Source organism: Pseudoduganella albidiflava (assembly GCF_004322755.1).
GTDB classification, from domain to species: Bacteria; Pseudomonadota; Gammaproteobacteria; order Burkholderiales; family Burkholderiaceae_D; genus Rugamonas; species Rugamonas albidiflava.
Genome location: NZ_CP036401.1, coordinates 5,139,501 through 5,163,864, shown reverse-complemented (window position 1 = coordinate 5,163,864; position 24,364 = coordinate 5,139,501). Strand labels below are relative to the sequence as shown.

The following is a 24,364-nucleotide window of genomic DNA, read 5'->3' as shown; positions in this document are numbered from 1 at the left end:
TTTAACCCCTAACCCAGTTGAAGTCGCATGTTGCGAGCCTTACTGGATAACCTGGAATATTTAAATGGAAAGTTTCGCAGCCCTCTTCGAAGAGTCCCTGTCGCGTCAAGACATGCGCTCTGGCGAAGTGATCTCCGCTGAAGTCGTGCGTCTGGATCACAACTTCGTGATCGTCAACGCCGGCCTGAAATCGGAAGCTTTCATCCCCGTTGAAGAATTCAAGAATGACCAGGGCGAACTGGAAGTCAAAGTAGGCGACTTCGTTTCCGTGGCCATCGAATCGCTGGAAAATGGTTTCGGCGATACCATCCTGTCGCGCGACAAGGCCAAGCGCCTGGCATCGTGGCTGGCACTGGAAAAAGCCATGGAATCGGGCGAGATCGTCACCGGTACCGTGAATGGCAAAGTCAAGGGCGGCCTGACCGTTCTGACCAACGGCATCCGTGCCTTCCTGCCGGGTTCGCTGGTCGACACCCGTCCGGTCAAGGACACCACCCCGTTCGAAGGCAAGACCCTGGAATTCAAGGTCATCAAGCTGGACCGCAAGCGTAACAACGTCGTCCTGTCGCGCCGCGCCGTCATCGAAGCATCGATGGGCGAAGAGCGCCAGAAGCTGATGGAAACGCTGAAAGAAGGCACGGTCGTGACCGGCGTCGTGAAGAACATCACCGACTACGGCGCGTTCGTGGACCTGGGCGGCATCGACGGCCTGCTGCACATCACCGACCTGGCATGGCGCCGCGTGCGTCACCCGTCGGAAGTGCTGACGGTTGGCCAGGAAATCACCGCGAAAGTGCTGAAGTACGACCAGGAAAAGAACCGCGTTTCGCTGGGCGTGAAGCAGCTGGGCGACGATCCTTGGACCGGCCTGTCGCGTCGTTACCCGCAAGGCACCCGCCTGTTCGGTAAAGTCACGAACCTGACCGACTACGGCGCGTTCGTGGAAGTGGAACAGGGCATCGAAGGCCTGGTCCACGTGTCCGAAATGGACTGGACCAACAAGAACGTGGCCCCGAACAAGGTCGTGCAGCTGGGCGACGAAGTCGAAGTCATGGTTCTGGAGATCGACGAAGAGCGTCGCCGTATCTCGCTGGGCATGAAGCAGTGCAAGGCCAATCCTTGGGACGACTTCGGTGTCACCCACAAGAAGGGCGACAAAGTCCGTGGCGCGATCAAGTCGATCACCGACTTCGGCGTGTTCATCGGCCTGGCTGGCAACATCGACGGCCTGGTGCACCTGTCCGACCTGTCCTGGACCGAGTCCGGCGAAGAAGCCGTGCGCAAGTTCAAGAAGGGCGACGAACTGGAAGCCGTGGTTCTGGCGATCGACGTCGAGCGCGAGCGCGTCTCCCTGGGCGTGAAGCAGCTGGAAGGCGACCCGTTCAACAACTTCGCAGCCCTGAACGACAAGGGTTCGCTGGTAACCGGCACCGTGAAATCGGTGGAGCCGAAAGGCGCCGTGATCCAGCTGAACGAAGAAGTCGAAGGCTACCTGCGCGCTTCCGAAATCTCCCGCGACCGCGTGGAAGATGCCGGCACGCACCTGAAGGCTGGCGACAAGGTCGAAGCACTGGTCATCAACATCGACCGCAAGGCACGCAGCATCCAGCTGTCCATCAAGGCCAAGGACAATGCTGAAACCGCCGAGCAGATGCAGAAGATCGCTTCCGACAGCAACGCCGCATCGGGCACCACCAGCCTGGGCGCACTGCTGAAGGCCAAGTTCGATAACAAGAACTGAGCAAGAACTAAGCAAGAAGCAAGCAGTAAATAACCAACAGACTTTCTGGAACGCAGATGACCAAGTCCGAACTGATCAACCGCCTGGCTGAGCGTTATTCGCAGCTGGTGGCCAAGGATGCGGAGTATGCCGTGAAGACCATTCTCGACGCGATGACCGGTGCCTTGTCGGCCGGCCAGCGCATCGAGATCCGGGGCTTCGGCAGCTTTGCCCTGAACAGCCGGCCACCGCGCATCGGCCGCAATCCGAAGTCCGGCGACAAGGTGATGGTGCCCGAAAAACGGGTACCGCACTTCAAGCCGGGCAAGCAGTTGCGCGAGCGCGTGGACGCGATGGTCGGGCAACCGATCATCGAGGATTGAAGTCTCCGCTTACAGATGGTCGAAAAGGGGTGGGCGAAAGCCCGCCCTTTTTTTTTAGCCTGAAAAGTTGTAATGTCCGGCATGAGTGAAAAACGGGAACGCTAAAGCATGAAAATCATTTCCACGGTCGTTGGCATAGTGCTGTTTATCCTGTTCTTCGGCTTTGCCTTGAAAAACACCCACGAAGTCGACCTGCACCTGTTCCTCAACTACGAATTGCGCGGCCCCCTGGTGCTCGTGCTGCTGGCCTTCTTCGCGGCCGGCGCCGCCCTCGGCGTACTTGCACTGACACCCTCGATCGTCCGCCAGCGCCGCGAAGCGACGCGGCAAAAGACCATGATCCTCACGCTGCAAAGCGCCGCGCTGCAGGTCAACCGCGCGCCCGACAACGTCAACGCGCAGCAGTAACGCCGCCGCCGCCGCGGCCCCCACTTCAATAAGAACAAACACGCACACATGGAATTCGAACTCTGGTGGTTACTGGGCATCCCGGCCTTCTTCGGCCTGGGCTGGATTGCCGCGCGCGTCGACATCCGGCAACTGGTGTCGGAATCGCGCACGCTGCCGCGCGGCTATTTCAAGGGCTTGAACTACCTGCTGAACGACCAGCCGGACAAGGCGGTCGATTCCTTCATCGACATCGTCAAGCAGGACCCGGAATCGACCGAGCTGCATTTCGCGCTGGGCAACCTGTTCCGCCGCCGCGGCGAGACCGAGCGGGCGATCCGCATCCACCAGAACCTGCTGTCCCGCCCCGACCTGCCGGCCGACGAGCGCGCGCACGCGGAATATGAACTGGGCCAGGATTACCTGAAGGCCGGCCTGCTGGACCGCGCCGAGGAAACCTACACGCGCCTGCTCGATACGTCATACGCCGTGCAGGGCCGCCGCGCACTGCTGGAGATCTACCAGCGCGAGAAGGAATGGCAGCGCGCCATCGAGGCGGCGATCGCCCTGCAGGAAGCCGGTGCCGGTTCGCGCCAGAAGGAAATCGCGCAGTTCTACTGCGAGCTGGCCCAGGATGCGCTGGTGCACATGCATCCGGACGATGCGATGCCGCTGCTGGACAAGGCGCTGCACGCCGACCGCACCAGCGTTCGTGCCACCATCCTGTGCGGCGACGTGCACATGGCCAAGGGCGACGCGGAAGGCGCGCTGGCCATGTGGCGCCGCGTGGAACAGCAAAGCGTGCCGCACGTGGCGCTGGTGGCCCAGCGCATCATGGACGGCTACAGGAAAGTGGAAAGGGCGCCGGAGGGCCTGTCGCTCCTGAAGTCCTACCTGCAGCAGGCTTCGTCGATCGACCTGCTCGAAGTGGTGTTCAAGGCCGTGCTCGACCTGGAAGGCGTGGAAGCGGCGCGCAACCTGGTCGGCGACGAACTGCGCCGCACGCCCACCTTGCTGGGCCTCGACAAGTTCCTCGAGGCGCGCATGCTGGACGCCTCGCCGGCCGTGCTGGCCGAGCTGTCGCTGGTGCAGAACCTGGTGCACGGCTACACGCAGAAGCTGGCGCGCTACCAGTGCAGCCATTGCGGCTTCAAGGCGCGCCAGTTCTACTGGCATTGCCCGGGTTGCAGCCGCTGGGAAACCTACCCGCCGCGCCGCACCGAAGAATTGAATGTGATGAATTAATTTGTTGGGAGGGCATGAAGCAACCCAGCGGCAAATACAGGGGTCGGACCCGCCGGGTCCGACCCCGGCTTTTGCTCCTGGGGTGGCTCCAGCCGACCGACACTAAAGGACTTGATCTTGACCCTCACCCCCTACACCGCCCCCGCCCTCGACAAAGTCCGCCTCCTCGTGGTCGGCGACGTCATGCTCGACCGCTACTGGTTCGGCGAAGTCGCCCGCATCTCGCCGGAAGCCCCGGTGCCCATCGTGCGCGTTGAAAAGCGCGAAGCCCGGCTGGGCGGCGCGGCCAACGTGGCGCGCAACGCCGCGGCGCTGGGCGCGCACGCCGGCCTGCTGGGCGTCGTCGGCGCCGATGAAGCGGGTACCGAGGTCGAACGGCTGCTGGCCGGCGGCGGCATCCACAGCTACCTGAAGCGCGACGAGGCGATTTCCACGATCATCAAGCTGCGCGTGATCGGCCGCCAGCAGCAGATGCTGCGCATCGACTTCGAGGAGCCGCCCAGCGACGTGGTCCTGCGCGACAAGCTGCTGCAATACCGCGCACTGCTGCCGGACCACGACGTGATCGTGCTGTCCGACTACGCCAAGGGCAGCCTGGTCAACGTGACGGACATGATCATGGCCGCCCGCGCGGCGGACAAGATCGTGATGGTCGATCCGAAAGGCGACGATTTCACCCGCTACACGGGCGCCACGGTGCTGACCCCGAACAAGGGCGAGCTGAAACGCATCGTCGGCAGCTGGAACAGCGAGGAACAGCTGACGGACAAGGCGCAGAACCTGCGCGAGTCGCTGCTGCTGGAAGCGCTGCTGCTGACCCGCTCGGAAGAGGGCATGACGCTGTACACGAAGGACCAGCGCTTCCACATCCCGGCCGATGCGCGCGAAGTGTTCGACGTGTCCGGCGCGGGCGACACCGTGATCGCCACCATGGCCGCCATGCTGGGCGCCGGCGCCGGCTGGCAGGAAGCGGTGCAGACGGCGAACCGCGCCGGCGGCATCGTGGTCGGCAAGCTGGGCACCGCCACCGTCACGCGCGAAGAACTGTTCGGCGGCTGACGTGAGCGTCCGTCGTACCCGAGCGCTTATCGCGCCGGCGCGGCGCTTGTCCACGTTGGGCGGCGCCCGTCGCAACGCTCCCGCACGGGGCAGGCAACACGGCACAGTGATGGCATGACAGCTTCGTCATGCCTCTTGGAGACCACCGTATGAAACCGCACCTCGTCGTCATGGCGGCCATCGCCGCCGCTTCCGTCATTGCCATCGCCTCGCCCGCCAAGAGCCTGGGCGAGCCGTGGATCAAGGCGGGCGAAACACCCGGCCAGTACGAGATCGGCGTCGATGCCGAAGGCTACGGGCGCGGCGGCAATGCCAAGTTCTTGCGCCAGGTGAGCGGCGACGGCAATGGCTGGAGCACGCTGATGCAGCAGATCTCCCCGGTCGACTACCGCGGCAAGCGGGTGCGCTTCTCGGCGCAGGTGCGCACGCGCGACATTTCCAGGTGGAGCGGCCTGTGGATGCGCGTCGACAGCCCGGGCAAGCCCGGCGCGTCGTTCTACAACAGCCAGGACAAGCCGATCAGCGGCACCACCGGCTGGCAGCCGCGCAGCGTCACGCTGGATGTGCCGGAAGATGCCAGCGTGCTGGCCTTCGGCGTGATTGGCGCCGGCAAGGGCACCGTGTGGATCGACGACCTGAAGATCGAAGTCGTCGGCAAGGACGCGCCGGTCGACAGCATGGGCCCGGCCCAGAAATTGGCCACCAAACCTTCGCTGTAGATGCCGGCCCAGGTTCCGGACAGCGGCTGGCCCGGCGCGCAGGAAGCGCTGCGCCAACTCGCCGGCACGCCGCGCCAGGCTGCCGCCGGTGCGGTGCTGGCAGCCGCGCTGGCGGCGGCCGGCTGGGCGCTGCTGGCCGAAGCCTGGTTCGCGCTGTTCCTCGCATTGCTGGCCGCGGCGGCGGTCGTGACCGCCGGCATGGCGCTGTTGCGGCGCGTGCTGCCGCGCGGCGCCGGCTGGCTGTGGCCCTGGCTGTTCCTGCCGCCGGCGCTGCTGGCCAGCGCATGGGTTGCCGTGCACGCCTACCATGCCTGCGACGTGTCCGCGCCGTCGATCCTGGACGATACGCAGCTGTTCGGCTGCGCGCTGGCCTTTGGCGCGGCGATGTTCGGCGTGCCGCTGATGAACGCCCAGCGCCAGTCGCAGGCATTGCAGCTGGTGCACCTGCGCCAGGCCGCGCTGGCGGCCGAGCTGAAATCGCTGCAGGCCCAGGTCGAGCCGCACTTCCTGTTCAACACACTCGCCAATACCCGCTACCTGGCAAGGCATGCGCCGGACCAGGCGGTACGCATGCTCGATCACCTGATCGCCTACCTGCGCGCGGCGCTGCCCGACTTGCGCAGCGAAGCATCGACGCTCGGCCGCGAGTGCGAACTGGCCGAACACTACCTGGCGCTGATGGCGATCCGCTTCGGCGACCGCCTCGATGCGCAAGTCGATTGCCCGGCGGCCCTGCGCGCGGCCAGCCTGCCGCCGCTGATGCTGATGACCTTGGTGGAAAACGCCATCCGCCACGGCGTGGAACCGAAGCCGGGCAAGGTGCGCGTGCGGGTCTCGGCATCGGCGGGGCAGGGCATGCTGCGCATCGTGGTGGCCGACGATGGCGCGGGCCTGGGCGGCACGGTGCTGGGCAGCGGAGTCGGCTTGCGCAACCTGCGCGAACGCCTGGCCGCGCTGCATGGCGGCCGCGCCGGTTTCGAGCTGCGCACCGGCGGCGGCGGCTGGACCGAAGCCGAACTCGTGCTGCCGCTGCCTGCCGGAGTCCTGGCATGACGATACGCCCCCGTGTCCTGATCGCGGACGATGAACCGCTGCTGCGCAGCGCGCTGCGCGAACAGCTGCAGCAACTGTGGCCCGAGGCGGAACTGGTCGGCGAAGCGGCCGATGGCTATGAGGCGCTGCGGCTGGCCCGCGAGCTGGCGCCGGACCTGGCCTTTCTCGATATCCGCATGCCCGGCCTGTCCGGCCTGGAAGTGGCGCGCACCTTCGGTGGCCGCACCCACGTGGTGTTCGTCACGGCCTACGACGAACACGCCGTCGAAGCATTCGACCAGGGGGCGCTCGACTATGTGCTGAAACCGGTGGAGCCGGTGCGGCTGGCGCGCACGGTGGCGCGGGTGCGCGAGCGGATCGCGCATCCGCCACCGGACCTCGCCCAGCTGGCGCCGCGGCTGCAGCCGGCGGCCGCGCCCTCATGGATCCAGGCATCGGTCGGCCAGACCATCCACTTCATCGACCTGCACGACATCGTGTATTTCGCCGCCGAGGCGAAGTACACGCGCGTGGTCACCGACCGCCTCGAAGCGCACATCCGCACGCCGCTGAAGGAACTGGCCGACATGCTGGGCGAGGCCGGCTTCTGGCAGGTGCACCGCGGCTACGTGGTGGCCGTGCGCCGCATCGCCGCCGCGATGCGCGATGCCGATGGCGCCATGTGGCTGACCTTGCGCGACCACCCGGCGCGGCTGCCCGTCAGCCAGCGTTTCCAGGCGCGCTTCAGGGGCATGTAGCAGGGGCATGCAGCACGGGAATGCAGCAGGGGCATGTAGCAACGGGCATGCAGCAAGCCATCGCCGCGAAGTTCCGCGCATCGCCGCGCCCGCTGACCGGCAACAACGGCGCGCCGCATGGCCCTGTGCTTCGCACTCGAGTTCGCTAATCTGTGTCGGGACGCAGCCGCGTCCATCACCCATTTGGAGAACACCATGCTGAAGAAACTATTGCTCGCCATCGCCGCCATCGCCGCCACGATGGGCATCGCGTTTGCCCAGGTCGACGTCAACAAGGCCGACCAGGCCGCGCTCGATTCCGTCAAGGGCATCGGCCCGGCCAAGTCGAAAGCCATCCTGGACGAGCGGGCGAAGGGCGAATTCAAGGACTGGGCCGACTTCCAGCAGCGGGTCAAGGGCGTCGGCGACAAGAACGCGATGAAGCTGTCCGAAGCGGGCCTGCAGATCAACGGCAAATCGCGCGACGGCGCGCCCGTCAAGGTGGCCGAAGTGAAGAAATGACCTGGCGAAGAAACGCTGTCATGCATCAATGACCCGGGCCCGAGCCTGCCGCTTACGTTAGGCGTCCTGGCCTCGCCAATAGCGCCTGCAATTACCCCAAGGACGAACTGCTGGGGTCAGACCCGACGGGTCTGACCCCCGATTTTGCACTTGGGGTGGCGGGAACTGGTCCTTAACAGCTGACTGTTCCGATGCTCTTTCCGGTGCGAAGGTCAATCCCGATCCAGCAATCGTATCCCTTGTTCCTTCCTTCGGCAGTGTAGGTACACTGCACTCCCTGCTTTGCTCGTTGCCTGTCTCCTTCGTCTTGCGAGCAGGTGTAGCGCAAGTCGGGCCCGATGGAATCGAATATTTCTTTTGCCGGCTTCCCTTCGATGAGGATGGAGAGCTCCTTTCTGTCGGGGTAGGCGCTTCCCGATCGGACAGGATCAGCCCGGAGAAGATAGTGTAGCGGGCCTGAAGTGGCCGCCAAGATTCCAGGGGAGCAGCCTTTGCTAACGTAAAAATGGCTGCCCCAAGAAGGACAAGTCCCAATGGTTTCTTCATGTCAGATCCAGATGGTTACGTGAAAATGGTTGTCGTGATGGGTGCTTGCCAGCGTAAGCCTGGTCACTGCTCGCGAGGCATGCCGAGATCAACGAAAACGCCAGGAGCGCTGCATGTGCTCCCGATCTCACGAAAAGCCGCAAGCCTGGCTCGCTGAGCTGCAGATGGAAGCGGGAAGCTTGCATTGGCCGTCTGATTTCTCCTGCCCAAAGTCGGCATTGGCCGGCCACCACGGTGCATGTCGACAATCCGCGACAGCCGGCGGCATCGCCTGCCGAAACGCACGATACTTGCAGAAATTTATTTTCCTTATGTATATAATTATTGCTATCAGTTATTAGATTAACCCTTGTTCAGTAACCCGGTCACGATCCCATGCGCAAACCATTCGGCACTCTTACTGCGGCGCTGCTGCTGTCCACCACGCTCGCGTTGCCCGCCCAGGCCGCCAACGTGGCCATGGGCTGGAGCTGGTACTACACGCCCACGCTGGCCGACAACCTCACGGCACGCGGCAACCAGGTCAGCGTGCTGCAGGACTACGACGCCGCCACGCTGTCCGCGTTCGACGTGTTCATCCTGGATGGCACCGCGCGCGCCAACGCGGCCGAACTCGACGCCTTCGTGTACCAGGGCGGCACGTTGATCCTGCAGCCGCTGTCCATGCGCTACGCGGGCATCACGCCGGGCCTGTCCGTCGCCGGCGGCTACCACCACATGGCCCATGCCGAAAGCCAGCCCGGCATCGAGGTGCTGGCCGACTACGACTGGCTGCTGGAAGGGGTTACCTTGCCGGCTGCCGGCAGCGCAACGGTCGGCCGCGAAGTCGGTACCGCGTTCGCCGAAGGGGCAACCCAGGTGCTGGAATGGGAAGACGGCGCCGCCTTGCTGGGCTACCGCCAGTATGGCGCCGGCACCGTGATCGGGTTCAACGTGAACCTCGTCACCGAGGATGCCAGCCCGCTCGATGCCGAATGGTCGAACCGCATCGTCTACAACGCCATCGATGCGGCCGCCGTCAGCGCCGTGCCGGAACCGGCCACGCATGCGATGCTGGGCGCCGGCCTGCTGGCCCTGGCGGCATGGCGCCGCCGCGCACGCGACAAGCAGCAAGAAGAGATAAGTAAATAAATTAGTTTATTTATCCGCGCAGCGGGAGTATAGTCGGGTCATCCCTTTCCAAGGAGACCGCCATGACTGCCGCTGCCATTTCCTCCGCATGCTCGGCCTTGCTGGCCGACGCCCAATGCCATGGGCCGCTGTACGGCCCGGGCTTTTCCAACCACTTGCCGATGGCGCTGATCGCGCTGGACCGGATGGGCGCGCCGCCCGCCGTGCTGGAGCGCTTCGCTACTGGCCACCGCCCCCGGCTGCAGCCTGCCGGCGAGGCCGAACCGGTCGGCGATCCGCTTGCCTTGCTGGGGCGGCACGCGAACTACGCCGGGCTGGTGCGGTTCTTTACCGCCGCCGTCGCGGCCGATGGCGAAGAGGCCGTACTGCGCCACTGGCTGCCGGTGCTGATGCCGGGGCTGGCCGCGGCCGGCTTCCACGCGATGATCCGGCTGGCCTATGCGCTGGACGCAGGGGACCGCGGCGAACTGTGCGCCGCGCTCGCCTTCTGGGTGCTGGCCTGGAAGCCCGTGCCGGTACCGGCCGGCCGCCACGATGAACCGCTCGAAGCGATCGCGGCGCGCATCGTCAAGGCGACCGGCGACGGCGGCGGGGCAGGGCCGACCATCGGCTCGCGCATGGCCGCCGTGGAGCGGAATCCGGCGCTGGCCGACGCGCAGCCGGCGGCGCTGGCGCTGCGCGACGTGGCCGCGTTCGCGCTGGGCGCCTTCCATGCCAGTCCGGATTTCATGCTGCTGCACACCGTCACCGCATGCCATGCCTTTCGGACCGTCGTACGCCATGTGGAAGACCGGGAAGGCGCGCTGCGCCAGTTGTGGCAGGCCGTGCTGGTGGCATGGCTGGCGGCGCAGCGCGAAGGCCGCCGAGCGCAGCCCACGCGGGCCGGCTGGGAGGAAATCGAAGCGTGCGCGATCCAGTCGACGGACGACCACGTGATCAAGCTGTGCCACACGGCGCGCGTCGAATTCGAAGAATACGGCGATGCCCGCTACGTGGAGATCGCCGCCCGCGCCGTGGAACCCTGGTGAAACCAGAGGAGGACTAGACGGCCAGCGGCAGGTTGGCCAGGAAGGCGTGGATCTGCGACACCACCTGCGCGCCTTCGCCGACGCCCGCCGCCACGCGCTTGGTGGAGCCGGCGCGCACGTCGCCGATGGCGAACACGCCTGGCACGCTGGTTTCCAGCGGGGCCCGCTGCGGCTGGTCCTTCGGGTAGATGCCCTGTTCGAAATTGGCGCGGCACTGGGCCTTCGTCACGTCGTGGCCGGTGCGGATGAAGCCTTGCGGATCGACATCCACGCCGCAATCGCCCAGCCAGTCCGTGTTCGGGTCGGCGCCGATGAACAGGAACACGCGGCACACGGTCGAATCGTGCTCTTCGCCGGTGCGGTTGTTGCGCAGCCGGACGCCTTTCAGGCCGTCATCGTCGCCTTCCAGGTCAACGATTTCCGTGTGCGCATGCAGTTCGATATTGCCCGTGGCGTGGATCCGCTCGATCAGGTAAGTCGACATCGTTGCCTTCAGGCCGTCGCCGCGGATCACCATGTGCACCCGCTTGGCGTGGCCGGACAGGAACACGGCCGCCTGGCCCGCCGAATTGCCGCCGCCGACCAGGATCACTTCCTCGCTCTGGCACAGGTTGGCCTCGATGCGCGACGCCCAGTAGTAGATGCCGCGGCCTTCGAACTGGGCGATATTGTCCAGCGCCGGGCGGCGGTAGCGCGCGCCGCACGACAGTACCACGGTGCGGCCCTTGATCCGCTTGCCCTCGGCAAGCTGCACCTCGAGCGGGTAGGTGTCGCACACCAGGCGTGTGGCGGGCGCCGGGATGGCCAACTCCACGCCGAATTTCTGCGCCTGCACGAAGGCGCGGCCGGCCAGCGCACCGCCCGAAATCCCGGTGGGGAAGCCCAGGTAATTCTCGATACGGGCACTGGCCGCCGCCTGGCCGCCGTACGCGCGCTGTTCCAGCGCCAGCACCGACAGGCCTTCGGAGCCGGCATACACGGACGTCGCCAGGCCGGCCGGGCCGGCGCCGACCACGATCACGTCCCACACCTTGTCCTCGTCCAGTTCCGGCAGCAGGCCCAGGCAGCGGCCCATGTCCGCATTGCTCGGGTTCTTCTTCACGCTGCCGTCCGGGCACACCACCAGCGGCCAGTCGTCCGGCCCCGGCTGGTAGTACTCGCACAGGCTGCGCGCCTGTTCGTCTTCCTTCGGGTCGAGCACCGTATGCGGATACGCATTACTGGACAGGAAGCTGCGCAGCTGGTGCAGCCGTCCATGGCCGGCGGGCGCCACCAGCACGGGGCCGCCCGAATTCGCTTCCAGCAAGCCCACGCGGCGCAGGATCAGCGCCCGCACGATGCGCTCGCCCAGCTCTGCCTCGGCGATCACCAGCGCGCGCAGGCTTTCCGGCGGGATCACCAGCGCTTCCACGTCGCCCACGGCGAACGCGTTGACGAGGGTGGGGCGCCCGGCCAGTTGCGACACCTCGCCGGTGAATTCGCCGCGGCCGTGTTCCGTGATGGGCCATGAATTGCCCAGGCCATCGTAGCGGCTGATGGCGATGTGGCCGGCCAGCGTGACGATCAGCCCGAAGGTGGTGTGCCCCGCTTCCAGGATGCGCACGCCGTTCCCGTAGGTGCGCACGGTGCCGAAGCGCTGCAGCTTCTTGATCTCCGCCTCGGACAGCACGGGGAACATCTGGTAGCGCCGCGACTCGAGGTTTTGCGACACGGGCGGTACCGCGTCGTGGCGGCTCGCTTCGGGCACGAACTGGGTCGGGGTCAGCTGCATGTTCGCCATGGCGGTTTCCTGCGTGATGTTGATGATGATGGTGAGGGTCGACTGGGGTGACTGTGCCGCACTGCGGTGGCTGGCCGCCAGTGTAGCCGATCACCGGCCGCCAAAGTGCCGCCGGCGCCCCCGGTATCCCGTTCGGCAGATGTCGCGCCCCGCCCACACGGTGGCCGCGCACCGAATAAACTCTTTGCATGTCGAAATGTAAACGGTTACATTCTTGCAAGCGAACCCGGCCTTGCAACCTTGCACGGCCGCTTTTTTTCCTGGCGATGTAACCGCTTACATCAGGCAAGAGAGGAGACCCGACGGCAATGGCGGTGACGATCAAGGACGTGGCGCAGGCGGCAAACGTGTCGGTGGCATCCGTGTCGCGCGTCCTCAACGGCCATGCCACGGTCACCGAGGAAACCCGCGCGCACATCCTGGCCATCATGAAGCAGTTGCGCTACGTGCCGCACGTGGGCGCGCGCAGCCTGTCCACCAGTCTCACCAACACCGTCGGCGTGCTGCTGCCGGACCTGTACGGCGAGTATTTTTCCGAGATGATCCGCGGCATCGATGGCGCGGCGCGCCGCCGCGGCCTGCACCTGCTGGTGGCCAGCCTGCATGGCGGCGCGGACGAAGCGGCGACGGCGCTGCGCACGATGCGCGGCCGCGTCGATGGCCTGCTGGTGATGTCGCCGCATGCCGATGCCGCCTTCCTGTCCGACAACCTGCCCGAGCACCTGCCGATCGTGCTGCTCAACAGCTGCGCCGGCGGCGGCGCCTATGCCTCCGTCTCGATCGACAACTACAGCGCGGCCTACGCGATGGTCGAGCACCTGGCCGCCAGCGGCCACCGCAGCATCGGCTTCATCACCGGCCCAGCCGGCAATTTCGAGGCGCAGGAACGGCTGCGCGGCTACCGCGCCGCGCTGGCCGCCCTGTTGCCGGGCGCGCGCGAAGAACTCCACGAAGGCGACTTCAGCGAGGAAGCCGGCGCCCGCGTCGGCGCCGCGCTGGCCCGCAGGATCGGAGCAAGGACAGGAGCAAGGAAAGAAGCAAATCAGCGCCGCCCGCACGCGCTGTTCGCCGCCAACGACATGATGGCGATCGGCGCCCAGCTGGCGCTGCAGGCCGCCGGCGTTGACGTGCCGGGCGATATCGCGCTGGCCGGCTTCGACGACATTCCCGTGGCCCGCTACGTGACCCCGGCGCTGACGACCGTGCGCGTGCCGATCGCTGGCATGGGCGAGCAGGCGCTGGACCGGCTGGCCGGCCTGGTTGCCGGCGAGGCCGGCGGCGGCGCGCAAACCCTGGAGGCGCAACTCGTGGTGCGGGCCTCCAGCGGCCATACCGGCCGCGCTGCATCGCACAGGATTCCCATAAAAGGAGACTGACCATGAAGAGCACTTCCTGCCACCCGCTGCGCCTGTCCGTGATGGCCGGCGCGCTGGCCTCGGCCCTGCTGGCGGCAGTGCCCGCGTCGGCGCAGCTGTCCACCGCCACCTTGCGCGGCCAGGTCACGGCGGCCGGCGCGGCAAGCCCCGCGGGCACGCCCGTGACGGCGACCAACGAGGCCAACGGCTACACCTACCGCACCACCACGCGGGGCGACGGCGGCTACGTGCTGACCGGCCTGGCGCCCGGTTCGTACCGGATCCAGGTCGGCGGCCAGGTCACCGAAACGGTCACGCTGGCGGTCGGCCAGACCAGCACGCTGGACTTGAACACGGCCGCGGCCAGCGGCGACCAGCCGCAGCGCATCGTCATCACCGGCTCGGCCGCGCGGCGCGACGTGGCCACCTCCGAGGTCGGCACCTCGGTCTCGCGCGAGCAGATCGAGCGGCTGCCGCAGGTGACCCGCAACTTCCTGTCGTTCGCCGACCTGGCACCGGGCGTTCGCTTCGACGTCGACCAGTCCGGCAACGTGACGCTGCGCAGCGGCGCGCAGAACCAGGACAACGTCAACGTGTTCATCGATGGCGTCAGCCAGAAGAACAACATCCTGCGCGGCGGCGTGTCGGGGCTCGATTCGAGCCGCGGCAATCCGTTCCCGCAATCGGCCATCGCCGAATACAAGGTGATCTCGCAGAACTACAAGGCCGAGTTCGACCAGGTCTCCAGCGCGGCCATCACCGCCGTCACCAAGTCCGGCACCAACGAGCTGCATGGCGACATCTTCTGGGACCACACCGGCACCAACGTCACGGCGATGGACCCGTTCCAGAAGAAGGCCGAGGCGCAGGGCATCGGCCGGCCCGATTCCAAGCAGGACCAGTTCGGCATGACGCTGGGCGGCCCGATCAGGAAGGATGTCGCGCACTTCTTCCTGGCCTATGAAGGCAAGAAGATCGACGATCCGCGCCAGATCCTGCTGCAGAACCGCAACCTGCTGCCGGATGCCGGCGTGGTGCCGTCGCTCGTGGCGCAGCAGGGCGCCACCACGTCGAAGTTCGACGAAGACTTGTTCCTCGGCAAAGTGAATGCGCGCATCTCGGATGAACACGAGCTGGAAGCGACCTTGCGGGTGCGCCGCGAAACCGACCTGGTCCCGGAAGACAAGCTGCTCAGCCTGCCCGGCAACGAGGTGGCGCGGGACAACGACGAAGACCGCTTCGACGTCAAGCACACCTGGACCACCGACAACTTCGTCAACGAAGCGCGCATCGGCTACGAAAAGTACACGTGGAATCCCCATTCGACGGCCACCGAGCCGTACATCAAGTACCTGGTCTCGCCGACCAACACGCGCGACAACGTGGTCAGCGTGGCGATCGCCGGCGGCTCGCCGAACGCCCAGTTCCGCGAACAGAAAGGCTTGCTGCTGCAGGATGACTTCACCTTCACGGCCCTCGACCGCCACACGCTCAAGGGTGGCTTCAAGGTCAAGCGGATGGAGTACGACCTGTCCGGCACGGCGCGCGCCATCGACATGTTCGAGCAGCTGATCGACAACCGCACCGGCGTGCCGACCGTGACGAAGACCGACCTGGCCATCGCGCCGATCGGCGTGAACTTCAAGAACACCCAATACGGCATCTACCTGCAGGACGACTGGCAGGCCACGCCGAAGCTGGAACTGAACCTGGGCCTGCGCTACGACTACGAGAACAACATGCTGAACGATGGTTACGCCACGCCGGCGGACCGGGTGGCGATCTTCGGCCGGCAGGACCCCCGCACCGGCGCGCCGGCCGGGCAGACCTACGCGCAATCGCTGGCCAAGGGCGGCGTGAACATCGCCGACTACATCAGCAACGGCAGCAGCCGCAAGGCGTTCAAGGATGCCTGGCAGCCGCGCCTGGGCTTTTCGTTCGACATCAAGGGCGACCGCAGTTCCGTGCTCTTCGGCGGCTGGGGCCGCGCCTACGACCGCGCGGTGGCCAACTACGCACTGGACGAATTGCAGAAGAACGCCCAGCGCAACGGCGAGATCTGGATGATCCGCAACGACCACAAGGCGCCGTATACCGACCAGTTCAGCTTCGGCCTGCGCCAGGCCCTCGGCATCTGGAACGGCGAGGCGGGCTACACCAATTCACGCAGCCGCAACCAGTTCAACTGGTTCGGCGGCAATCGCGACCCGCAGGGCGGCTGGCGCGACCAGAGTCCGATCGATCCGCTGTGGGGCTCGGTCGACCCGTACGGCACGCTGGTCCTGGGCGACTTCATCAGCCAGGCGCGCACCGAGACCGTGTACTTCAAGCTGGACAAGCCGTATTCGCGCGCCTCGCGCTGGAGCCTGTCCGCCACCTACACGTACAGCGATGCGCAGACCACCAACAAGGAGTGGAAGAACGACATCTTCAACTGGACCTACGGCCGCTACCCGGGCCAGTGGAATCCTTCCGCGGACGTGGAAAAGCACCGCCTCGTCGTGGCCGGCACGTCCGGCGACCTGCTGCCGTGGGGCCTGCTGCTGTCGGGGAAGGCGACCTTCGGTTCCGGCCTGCCGTTCCGCATGACCGATTGCCACCTGGGTGCCACGCAATGCGTGTCGATCCAGGGCGAGAGCGACAACTTCAAGCAGGTCGATGTCGGCCTCGCCAAGGACATCGCCTTCCGCTTCGGCGCGCTGACCCTGCGGGCCGACGTGATCAACCTGTTCAACAGCATCAACTATGGCGGCTACGACGGCTGGGTGGGCCAGCCCGGCTCGGCCAACCGCTATGGCGGCGACAACCCGAACGTGGGCCTGGCCAATGCGATGGGCGGGCCGATGCGCACGCTGAAGCTGTCGGCGCGCTACGCGTTTTGAGGAGGGACCATGCGCCGCTCATTCGCCGCGCTGGCGCTGGCCAGCGTGCTGGCCGCGCCGGCCAGCGCCGTCAATGCCTTGCCGCCGCTGTTCGACGACCTGCAGGAACGCACCTTCCGCTACTTCTGGGAGACGGCCAATCCGGCCAACGGCCTGGTGCCGGACCGGCATCCCACGCCGTCGTTTTCCAGCGTGGCGGCGGTCGGCTTCGGCCTGACGGCGTATCCGATCGGTGTCGAACGGGGTTATATCACGCGGGCCCAGGCGCGCGAGCGCACGCTGGCCACGCTGCGCTTCTTCCGCGACGCGCCGCAGGGCGATGCGAAGACGGGCATGACCGGCCACAAGGGTTTCTTCTACCACTTCCTGGACATGAAGACGGGCCAGCGCTACGGCAACGTGGAACTGTCGACGATCGACACGGCGCTGTTCCTGGCGGGCGCGCTGTTCGCGCAATCGTACTTCGACCGTGAAGAGCCGGACGAAGTGGCGATCCGCCGCCTGGCCGCCGAGATCTATGCGCGGGTCGACTGGCAGTGGGCCGCGGCCAACAAGCCGGCCGTGTCGCTGGGCTGGCGGCCGGAGAACGGCTTCATCCAGTACGACTGGAAAGGCTACAACGAGGCGATGCTGCTGTACGTGCTGGCGCTGGGCTCGCCCAATCCGGCCCATGCGCTGGGGCCGGACGCATGGAAGGCGTGGACCAGCACATATGAGCGCAGCTGGGCCGCGCCCCCGTATGGCGCCGAACCCCGGCCGCACCTGACGTTCCCGTCGCTGTTCGTGCACCAGTACAGCCATGTGTGGATCGACTTCCGCGGCATCCGCGACGACTACATGCGCAAGGTGAATGAACGATACAAGGGCTTCGACTACTTCGAGAACAGCCGCCGCGCCACCTACGCGCAGCGCGACTACGCGATCGCCAATCCGCTGAAGTGCAAGGGCTATGGCGCCGACGTGTGGGGCCTGACGGCCAGCGACGGCCCGGTCGACCAGACCTTCGCGTGGCAGGGGCAGCGGATCCCGTTCCGCAGCTATGCGGCGCGCGGCATGGGCGGCCTGGAACATTACGACGACTGCACGCTGGCGCCGACCGCCGTGGCGGGCGCGTTGCCGTTCGCGCCGGAGATCACGATTCCCGCCGTGGTGGCCATGAAGGAGCGCTACGGCGACTTCATCTACGGGCGCTACGGCTTCCTCGACGCGTTCAATCCCAGCTTCGAGTTCAAGGCAAGGCTCCAGCACGGCAAGGTGGTGCCGGGCAAGGGCTGGGTGGCCGGCGATTACCTCGGCATCGACCAGGGCCCGATCCTGGCCATGACGGAAAACCACCGCAACGATTTCGTCTGGCGCGTGATGCGCACCAATCCCGCCATCCGCACGGGCCTGGTCCGTGCCGGCTTCACCGGCGGGTGGCTGGACAAGTGAAGGAAGGGCGCCGAACCGCGATGCGCGGCCTGCTCGCCGCCGGCCTTGCCGCCGGCCTGCCGGCCTGCACGCGCACGGCCGACGATGGCGCCACCGTGCTGAAGTTCTGGGCCATGGGGCGCGAGGGCGAAGTCGTCACCGCGCTGATCCCCGAGTTCGAGCGCTTGTACCCTGGCGTGAAGGTCGACGTGCAGCAACTGCCGTGGACCGCCGCGCATGAAAAACTGCTGACGGCGTTCGCCGGCGAGGCGATGCCGGACCTGTTCCAGCTCGGTAATACGTGGGTGGCCGAACTGGCGGCGCTGAAGGCGATCGAGCCGCTCGATGCGCGGGTGGCGGCATCGGCCACGCTGGACCCGAAAGATTATTTCGCCGGCATCTGGCAGACCAACGTGATCGATGGCCGGCTGTACGGCGTGCCCTGGTATGTCGACACGCGGGTGATGTTCTACAACCGCGAGCTGCTGGCGCGCGCCGGCCACGCCCGCATGCCGGCCACGTGGGAAGGCTGGATGGCGGCGATGCGCGCCGTGAAGAAGATCGTCGGGCCGGACAAGTACGTGATCCTGCTGCCGCACGAGGAATTCGCGCCACTGCTGGTGCTGGCCCTGCAGCAGCCGGAAGAACTGCTGCGCGACGGCGGCCGCTACGGCAACTTCCGCAGCGCCTCGTTCCGGCGCGCGCTGCAACTGTATGCGGACATGTACCGCGAGGGGCTGGCACCGAAGGAGCGGGTGTCGAACATCTACCACGAGTTCAGCACCGAATACGTGTCGTTCTACATTTCCGGACCGTGGAACATCGGCGAGTTCCGCCGCCGCGTGGCGCCGGACCGGCAGCATACCTGGGCCACGGCGCTGATGCCCGGTCCGCACGGCCCCGCCGCCTCGCTGGCCGGCGGTTCCAGCCTGGCGGTGGCCAGCAGTTCGCGGCACAAGCAGGCGGCCTGGCAACTGGTCGAATACCTGTCGCAGGTGGACACCGCGGCGAAGTTCAATGCGCTGACCGGCAACCTGCCGCCGCGCCGCGCCAACTGGAGCGATGCGCGCCTCGCCGGCGATCCCCCGGCACAGGCATTTCGCCTGCAGCTGGAAAATGTGCGGCCCGAACCGCGCGTGCCGGAATGGGAAAGCATCCTGGCCGAACTGCGCGTGATGGGCGAGCGGGTGGCGCATGGCGATATCGGCGTCGACGCCGCCGCCGTGGCGCTCGATGCCAGGACCGACCGCATCCTGGAGAAACGGCGCTGGATGCTGGACCGGGAGGCGCGGCGATGAAGGTTCAACGGGCGGCATGGTGCTTCGTGGCGCCGGCGCTGCTGGCGATCGGCGTGTTCTTCTTCCTGCCGGTGGCCGCCGCGCTGGCGATGAGCCTGACCGATTTCGACATCTACGCGCTGGCCGACATCGGCAACCTGCGCTTCGTGGGCCTGCGCAACTACATCGAACTGCTGCAAACGCCGCTGTTCTGGCGCGCGCTGGGCAATACCTTCTACTTTGTGATCGTCGGCGTGCCACTGTCGATCGCCGCATCGCTGGGCGCGGCACTGTTGCTGAACTCGCGCGTCACCATGCTGAAAGGCCTGTTCCGCACCGTGTATTTCGCGCCGGTGGTGACGTCCCTGGTGGCTGTCGCCGTCATCTGGCGCTACGTGCTTCACACCCGCTACGGCATGCTGAACTACGCGCTGTCGTGGTTCGGCCTCGAGCCTGTCGACTGGCTGGGCGACCCGGACTGGGCGATGCCGGCCATCATCCTGTTCGCGGTCTGGAAGAACTTCGGCTACAACATGATCATCCTGCTGGCCGGCCTGCAGAGCATTCCGCACGACCTGTACGAGGCGGCCGACCTGGATGGCGCCGGCGCGTGGGCGAAATTCCGCTGGGTGACCTGGCCGATGCTGGGCCCCACGCTGCTGATGGTCAGCATCCTGTCGATGTCGGGCTACTTCCAGCTGTTCGCCGAGCCCTACGTGATGACCCAGGGCGGCCCCGTGCAAAGCACCGTCAGCGTGCTGTACTTCATGTACGAGCAGGGCTTCAAGTGGTGGAACCTGGGAGTCGCGTCGGCGGTGGCCTTCGTGCTGTTCGCGATCATGTTCACGATCACGCTGCTGCAGCTGCGCGTGGCCAGGGGGCTCGACGCATGAAGAAGCTCATGCTCAATGGCGCGATGAAGGGCGCGATGAATGTCGCGATGGTGCTGGCCGGCCTGCTGGCCGTGTTCCCGCTGGTATGGATGGTGTCGGTGTCGCTGATGCGGCCCGGCGAGGCCAGCGCCTTCCCGCCGCCGCTGCTGCCGGCCGAGGCCACGCTGGCCAACTACCGGGAATTGTTCGCCCATGCCGGCATCGGGCGCTACCTGTTCAACAGCCTGCTGCTGTCCACCGGCGCGACGCTGCTGTCGCTGATGTTCAACGTCAGCGCCGGCTATGCGTTCGCCAAGCTGCGCTTCGCGGGGCGCGAACGCATCTTCCGCACGCTGCTCGGCGCCCTGGTGATTCCCGCCCAGGTGGCGATGCTGCCGCTGTTCCTGCTGCTGAAACAGCTGGGCCTCGTCAACACCTATGGCGCCGTACTGGTGCCGGCGCTGGCTTCCGTGTTCGGCATCTTCCTGGTGCGGCAGTACGCGCTGTCGATTCCTGATGCGTTGCTGGAAGCGGCGCGCATGGACGGGGCGGGGGAGTGGCGCATCTTCCGGGCGATCGTGCTGCCGCTGCTGACGCCGATCCTCGTCACGCTGGCGATCTTCACCTTCCTCGGCACGTGGAACGACTTCATGTGGCCGCTGATCGTGTTGACCGACAAGGACCTGTACACGCTGCCGGTGGCGCTGGCCGCGCTGTCGCGCGAGCACGTGCAGGACAATGAACTGATGATGGCCGGTTCCGTGCTGACCATCGCGCCGGTGCTGCTGCTGTTCCTGGGCTTGCAGCGCTACTACATCCAGGGCTTGCTGGTGGGGAGCGTGAAGGGATGAAGACGTGGATCGGGGCTAGGGCGATGGCAACCACGCTGGCATTCATGTTGACAAGCGTGCTGGCAAGCGTGCCGGTAACCGTGCTGGCGGCCGAGCCGGCGAGCGCACGGCAGCTGCTGGACGATTTCGAGACCCTGGCGCCATGGCAGGCGCAGGCCTCCGATGGCGTGCTGGCGGAAGCGGCTCCGGTTCCCGGTTTCCGGGGCCGGGCGCTGCGGCTCGACTTCGACTTCGGGGGCAAGGGCGGCTACGCCTTCGCTCGCCGCGCGTTGCCGCTGGACCTGCCGGACAATTACGAGATCTCGTTCATGATGAAGGGGGCCGCGCCATCGAATCATGTCGAGTTCAAGCTGACCGACGCTTCCGGCGACAACGTGTGGTGGTACCGGATGCCCGACCACGTGTTCCCGAATGACTGGACGCTGGTGCGGTTCAAGAAGCGGCAGGTGGCCTTCGCCTGGGGGCCGGCGAAGGATCGCGCCCTGCGCCGGGCCGACCGGATCGAGTTCGTCGTCAGCGCCGGCAATGGCGGCAAGGGATCGGTCTTCATCGACGAGCTGGCGCTGCGGCCCCTGCCGCCACCGCCGGCGGCATGGCCGCCATTGCACGCGGAAGCCAGCGCCGCCACGGCGCCGGCCGGGCTGGCGGTGGACGGCAGGCGCGACACCGCATGGCTGGCCGGCGGCGGGCGGCAGCAATGGACGCTGGACCTGGGCGCGGTGCGCGAGTTCGGCGGCCTGGTGCTGCACTGGCTGCCGGGCCGGCATGCCCGCCGCTACGACGTCGCGCTGTCGGTGGATGGGCAGGCCTGGCAGGCCGCCAGGAGCGTGCGCGACGGGAACGGCGGCAGCGATGCGCTGCTGCTGACGGAATCGGAAGCACGCTACGTCCGCCTGCTGGTGCACGACGGCCCGTCGGAAAGCTACGGCCTGGCCGAAGTGGAGCTGAAGGACCTGGCCTTCGGCGCCACGCCGAACGCTTTCATCGATGCGCTGGCGGCGGCCGCGCCAAAGGGGCACTATCCACGGGGCTTTTCCGGCCAGCAGCCTTACTGGACGCTGGTGGGCGTCGATGGCGGCGCGCGCCACAGCGCCCTGCTGGGCGAGGATGGCGCGATCGAACCGGCACGGGGCGGCCCGTCGCTGGAGCCGTTCGTGCTGGCCGACGGTACCTTGCACGGCTGGGCCGACGCCGAGGTGACCCAGTCGCTGCGGGACGGTTACCTGCCGATCCCGTCGGTGCACTGGCGCACGGCCGGGTGGACCCTGACGACGACCGCGGCGGCGGCCGGCACACCCGAGGCGTCGCGGCTGCTGGCCCGCTACGAGTTGCGCAACCTGAAGGACGTGCCGCAAGTGCTGGAACTGGTGCTGGCCGCGCGGCCGTTCCAGGTCAACGCGCCGCGCCAGTTCCTCAACACGCCCGGCGGCGTCGGGCCGATCCGCGCCATCGGGTGGGATGGCAGCGCGCTGGCGGCCGGCGCCACGCGCTTCATCCCGCTGCGCGCGCCGGATGCGGTGCAGCTGTCCTCGTTCGATGGCGGCCTGCTGCCGCATGAAGGCCAGCGCGATGGTGGCGCCAGCCCCCGCGCCGTGAACGACGACACCGGCATGGCTTCCGGCACGCTGCGCTGGACGGTGCGGCTGCCGGCGCGGGGCAGTGCCGTGGTCGGCATGGTGGTACCGCTGGCGGGGCCGGCGGAACCGGTGGCCGGCGACATCGCCTGGCTGGACCGCGAGCTGGCGCAGGTGGCCGATGGCTGGCGCGCGCGCCTGAACCAGGTCGAACTGCGGGTGCCGCCGGCCGGGCAGCACATGGCCGACACGCTGCGCTCGTCGCTGGCGCATATCCTGATGACGCGCGACGGCGCGGCGATCCAGCCGGGCACGCGTTCCTACCTGCGCTCGTGGATCCGCGACGGTGCCATGATGTCCGAGGCGCTGCTGCGCATGGGCCTGCCGGAGATCGCCGCGGACTACCTGCGCTGGTATGCGCCGTACCAGTTCGACAATGGCAAGGTGCCATGCTGCGTCGACCGGCGCGGCGCCGACCCGGTGCCGGAGAACGACAGCGATGGCGAGCTGATCTTCCTGGCCGCGGAGCTGTACCGCTACACGCGCGACAAGGAGGCGCTGCGGGCCATCTGGCCGCGCGTCGACGCCGCCGCGCGCTACATGGAAACGCTGCGCCAGTCGGAGCGGGGCGCCGCGCAGCGTGGCACGCCGCTGTATGGCCTGATGCCGGCCTCGATCAGCCACGAAGGCTACGCGGAAAAACCGATGCATTCGTACTGGGACGATTTCTGGGCGCTGCGCGGCTACAAGGATGCGGTCGCGATCGCCGAAGCGCTGGGCCGGCGCGGCGACGCGCGCCGGCTGGCACGGCAGCGCGACGAGTTCCGCCGCGACCTGTATGCCTCGCTGGCCGCCGCCACGCGAGAGCACGGTATCGACTACCTGCCCGGCGCGGCCGAGCTGGGAGACTTCGATCCCACCTCGACGACGATCGGGTTGACCCCCGGCGGCGAACAGCGGCACCTGCCGCGCGGCCTGCTGGAAAACACCTACCGCAAGTATTGGGATTTCTTTACCGTGCGGCGTGCCGGCGGCAAACCATGGGAAGACTACACGCCATACGAACTGCGCAACGTCAGCGCCTTCATCCGGCTGGGCTGGCGCGACAGGGCCCATGAACTGCTCGACTACTTCTATGCCGACCAGCGCCCGCGCGCGTGGAACGGCTGGGCCGAAGTGGTGGGCCGCGAACCGCGCAAGCCGCGCTTCCTGGGCGACATGCCGCACGGCTGGATCTCGTCCGACTTCATGCGCGCCGCGCTCGATGCGTTCGCCTACGAGCGCGAACCGGAACATGCACTGCTGCTGGCCGAGGGCATCCCGCCAGCGTGGCTCGATGGCGACGGCATCGCGATCCGCGGGCTGCGCACGCCGTACGGTCCGCTCAGCTACAGCCTGCGCCGCGCCGGCGGGCAACTGCTGTTGGAGGTGGAAGCCGGCCTGGCCATGCCGCCCGGCGGCATCGTGCTGCGCTGGCCGCAGGCCGGCCCGCCCGGCGTGGCGCGGCTGGACGGCCGGTCCGTGCCGCTGACCGATGGCGCCGTCACGATCCGCCGGCTGCCGGCCACGCTGGCCATCGACCTGGCGCCGGCGGCGCATCGGCCATGACCGGCACCACGAACACGCCACGGAACGACCTGATGGATAACCGAATGAACATCCCGATGAACCTCCCCACGAGTAACCGGATCGACACACCAATGAGCAACCTGATCGACAACCCAATGAGAAGCCCGGCGAGCAAGCCCGTCCGGTTCCCCGCCGAGCCGGGCGTCGGCCTCCGTGGCGACATGATAAGGTCGCAACCGTGCGCGAACATCGCCGCCACCATGGCGCCTGCCTGAACGACGAAAA

20 protein-coding genes are annotated in these 24,364 nt (G+C 67.0%); 19 read left to right on the top strand and 1 reads right to left on the bottom strand.

Annotated elements, in window-relative coordinates:
• The first annotated feature begins 64 nt into the window (after positions 1–64).
• The 11 genes from rpsA to EYF70_RS21305 all read left to right on the top strand — a co-directional run bounded on the left by rpsA (position 65) and on the right by EYF70_RS21305 (position 10,509).
• Positions 65–1,741, top strand: a complete 1,677-nt coding sequence (rpsA, locus tag EYF70_RS21360) for a 30S ribosomal protein S1 (RefSeq protein WP_130185743.1) — start codon at positions 65–67, stop codon at positions 1,739–1,741.
• A 56-nt stretch (positions 1,742–1,797) separates the two neighbouring features.
• Complete coding sequence (locus tag EYF70_RS21355; RefSeq protein ID WP_130185742.1) at positions 1,798–2,103, top strand: integration host factor subunit beta; 306 nt, start codon at positions 1,798–1,800, stop codon at positions 2,101–2,103.
• A gap of 108 nt (positions 2,104–2,211) precedes the next feature.
• Positions 2,212–2,511 (top strand): lipopolysaccharide assembly protein LapA domain-containing protein, encoded by a 300-nt coding sequence (locus tag EYF70_RS21350; RefSeq protein WP_131147203.1) that lies wholly within the window; start codon positions 2,212–2,214, stop codon positions 2,509–2,511.
• A gap of 48 nt (positions 2,512–2,559) precedes the next feature.
• A complete protein-coding gene (gene lapB, locus EYF70_RS21345) occupies positions 2,560–3,735 on the top strand; it encodes a lipopolysaccharide assembly protein LapB (protein ID WP_131147202.1) in 1,176 nt (391 codons plus the stop codon).
• 183 nt (positions 3,736–3,918) lie between these two features.
• Entirely contained in the window at positions 3,919–4,794 is an 876-nt protein-coding gene (gene rfaE1 / locus EYF70_RS21340) for a D-glycero-beta-D-manno-heptose-7-phosphate kinase (RefSeq protein WP_229420943.1), read from the top strand.
• Positions 4,795–4,943: 149 nt separating this feature from the next.
• Positions 4,944–5,513, top strand: a complete 570-nt coding sequence (locus EYF70_RS21335) for a transcriptional regulator (RefSeq protein WP_131147200.1) — start codon at positions 4,944–4,946, stop codon at positions 5,511–5,513.
• The gene (locus EYF70_RS21330; RefSeq protein ID WP_131147199.1) at positions 5,514–6,566 is read left to right on the top strand and encodes a sensor histidine kinase; all 1,053 of its coding nucleotides are present in this window, start codon (positions 5,514–5,516) and stop codon (positions 6,564–6,566) included.
• Entirely contained in the window at positions 6,563–7,303 is a 741-nt protein-coding gene (locus EYF70_RS21325; RefSeq protein WP_131147198.1) for a LytR/AlgR family response regulator transcription factor, read from the top strand. Before EYF70_RS21330 ends, EYF70_RS21325 begins: the two co-directional genes overlap by 4 nt.
• Before the next feature lie 195 nt (positions 7,304–7,498).
• Positions 7,499–7,804: a ComEA family DNA-binding protein gene (locus tag EYF70_RS21320; RefSeq protein WP_131147197.1), complete on the top strand. Its 306-nt coding sequence runs from the start codon at positions 7,499–7,501 to the stop codon at positions 7,802–7,804.
• A 921-nt stretch (positions 7,805–8,725) separates the two neighbouring features.
• Complete coding sequence (locus EYF70_RS21310; protein ID WP_131147196.1) at positions 8,726–9,481, top strand: PEP-CTERM sorting domain-containing protein; 756 nt, start codon at positions 8,726–8,728, stop codon at positions 9,479–9,481.
• Between the two features lie 62 nt (positions 9,482–9,543).
• A complete protein-coding gene (locus EYF70_RS21305; protein ID WP_131147195.1) occupies positions 9,544–10,509 on the top strand; it encodes a questin oxidase family protein in 966 nt (321 codons plus the stop codon).
• Between the two features lie 13 nt (positions 10,510–10,522).
• Here EYF70_RS21305 and EYF70_RS21300 read toward each other — a convergent pair whose 3' ends face one another.
• The gene (locus EYF70_RS21300) at positions 10,523–12,280 is read right to left on the bottom strand and encodes an FAD-dependent oxidoreductase (RefSeq protein WP_131149254.1); all 1,758 of its coding nucleotides are present in this window, start codon (positions 12,278–12,280) and stop codon (positions 10,523–10,525) included.
• 317 nt (positions 12,281–12,597) lie between these two features.
• On the opposite strand from EYF70_RS21300, the gene EYF70_RS21295 reads away from it, so the two are divergent.
• The 8 genes from EYF70_RS21295 to EYF70_RS21260 are packed head-to-tail and all read left to right on the top strand — an operon-like array spanning position 12,598 to position 24,354.
• Positions 12,598–13,665 (top strand): LacI family DNA-binding transcriptional regulator, encoded by a 1,068-nt coding sequence (locus EYF70_RS21295; protein ID WP_131147194.1) that lies wholly within the window; start codon positions 12,598–12,600, stop codon positions 13,663–13,665.
• A gap of 2 nt (positions 13,666–13,667) precedes the next feature.
• Positions 13,668–16,526 (top strand): TonB-dependent receptor, encoded by a 2,859-nt coding sequence (locus EYF70_RS21290; protein ID WP_131147193.1) that lies wholly within the window; start codon positions 13,668–13,670, stop codon positions 16,524–16,526.
• Positions 16,527–16,535: 9 nt separating this feature from the next.
• Positions 16,536–17,957, top strand: coding sequence for a glucoamylase family protein (locus EYF70_RS21285; protein WP_131147192.1), 1,422 nt, complete (start codon positions 16,536–16,538; stop codon positions 17,955–17,957).
• A 20-nt stretch (positions 17,958–17,977) separates the two neighbouring features.
• Complete coding sequence (locus EYF70_RS21280; protein ID WP_131147191.1) at positions 17,978–19,234, top strand: sugar ABC transporter substrate-binding protein; 1,257 nt, start codon at positions 17,978–17,980, stop codon at positions 19,232–19,234.
• Complete coding sequence (locus EYF70_RS21275; RefSeq protein WP_131147190.1) at positions 19,231–20,106, top strand: carbohydrate ABC transporter permease; 876 nt, start codon at positions 19,231–19,233, stop codon at positions 20,104–20,106. Before EYF70_RS21280 ends, EYF70_RS21275 begins: the two co-directional genes overlap by 4 nt.
• Entirely contained in the window at positions 20,103–20,936 is an 834-nt protein-coding gene (locus EYF70_RS21270; protein WP_218943710.1) for a carbohydrate ABC transporter permease, read from the top strand. The genes EYF70_RS21275 and EYF70_RS21270 overlap by 4 nt, the downstream gene beginning before the upstream one ends.
• A complete protein-coding gene (locus tag EYF70_RS21265) occupies positions 20,933–24,118 on the top strand; it encodes a discoidin domain-containing protein (protein ID WP_131147189.1) in 3,186 nt (1,061 codons plus the stop codon). Before EYF70_RS21270 ends, EYF70_RS21265 begins: the two co-directional genes overlap by 4 nt.
• 44 nt (positions 24,119–24,162) lie before the next feature.
• Positions 24,163–24,354 carry a hypothetical protein gene (locus tag EYF70_RS21260; RefSeq protein ID WP_131147188.1) on the top strand — a complete coding sequence of 64 codons (192 nt, stop codon included), beginning with the start codon at positions 24,163–24,165 and terminating at the stop codon, positions 24,352–24,354.
• Positions 24,355–24,364 lie beyond the last annotated feature (10 nt).

Excerpts from the sequence above, each read along its gene's own strand:
- rpsA (WP_130185743.1), top strand. The coding sequence starts at position 65 with ATGGAAAGTTTCGCAGCCCTCTTCGAAGAGTCCCTGTCGCGTCAAGAC.
- EYF70_RS21355 (WP_130185742.1), top strand. The coding sequence starts at position 1,798 with ATGACCAAGTCCGAACTGATCAACCGCCTGGCTGAGCGTTATTCGCAG.
- EYF70_RS21350 (WP_131147203.1), top strand. The coding sequence starts at position 2,212 with ATGAAAATCATTTCCACGGTCGTTGGCATAGTGCTGTTTATCCTGTTC.
- lapB (WP_131147202.1), top strand. The coding sequence starts at position 2,560 with ATGGAATTCGAACTCTGGTGGTTACTGGGCATCCCGGCCTTCTTCGGC.
- rfaE1 (WP_229420943.1), top strand. The coding sequence starts at position 3,919 with ATGCTCGACCGCTACTGGTTCGGCGAAGTCGCCCGCATCTCGCCGGAA.
- EYF70_RS21335 (WP_131147200.1), top strand. The coding sequence starts at position 4,944 with ATGAAACCGCACCTCGTCGTCATGGCGGCCATCGCCGCCGCTTCCGTC.
- EYF70_RS21330 (WP_131147199.1), top strand. The coding sequence starts at position 5,514 with ATGCCGGCCCAGGTTCCGGACAGCGGCTGGCCCGGCGCGCAGGAAGCG.
- EYF70_RS21325 (WP_131147198.1), top strand. The coding sequence starts at position 6,563 with ATGACGATACGCCCCCGTGTCCTGATCGCGGACGATGAACCGCTGCTG.
- EYF70_RS21320 (WP_131147197.1), top strand. The coding sequence starts at position 7,499 with ATGCTGAAGAAACTATTGCTCGCCATCGCCGCCATCGCCGCCACGATG.
- EYF70_RS21310 (WP_131147196.1), top strand. The coding sequence starts at position 8,726 with ATGCGCAAACCATTCGGCACTCTTACTGCGGCGCTGCTGCTGTCCACC.
- EYF70_RS21305 (WP_131147195.1), top strand. The coding sequence starts at position 9,544 with ATGACTGCCGCTGCCATTTCCTCCGCATGCTCGGCCTTGCTGGCCGAC.
- EYF70_RS21300 (WP_131149254.1), bottom strand. The coding sequence starts at position 12,280 with ATGCAGCTGACCCCGACCCAGTTCGTGCCCGAAGCGAGCCGCCACGAC.
- EYF70_RS21295 (WP_131147194.1), top strand. The coding sequence starts at position 12,598 with ATGGCGGTGACGATCAAGGACGTGGCGCAGGCGGCAAACGTGTCGGTG.
- EYF70_RS21290 (WP_131147193.1), top strand. The coding sequence starts at position 13,668 with ATGAAGAGCACTTCCTGCCACCCGCTGCGCCTGTCCGTGATGGCCGGC.
- EYF70_RS21285 (WP_131147192.1), top strand. The coding sequence starts at position 16,536 with ATGCGCCGCTCATTCGCCGCGCTGGCGCTGGCCAGCGTGCTGGCCGCG.
- EYF70_RS21280 (WP_131147191.1), top strand. The coding sequence starts at position 17,978 with ATGCGCGGCCTGCTCGCCGCCGGCCTTGCCGCCGGCCTGCCGGCCTGC.
- EYF70_RS21275 (WP_131147190.1), top strand. The coding sequence starts at position 19,231 with ATGAAGGTTCAACGGGCGGCATGGTGCTTCGTGGCGCCGGCGCTGCTG.
- EYF70_RS21270 (WP_218943710.1), top strand. The coding sequence starts at position 20,103 with ATGAAGAAGCTCATGCTCAATGGCGCGATGAAGGGCGCGATGAATGTC.
- EYF70_RS21265 (WP_131147189.1), top strand. The coding sequence starts at position 20,933 with ATGAAGACGTGGATCGGGGCTAGGGCGATGGCAACCACGCTGGCATTC.
- EYF70_RS21260 (WP_131147188.1), top strand. The coding sequence starts at position 24,163 with ATGAACATCCCGATGAACCTCCCCACGAGTAACCGGATCGACACACCA.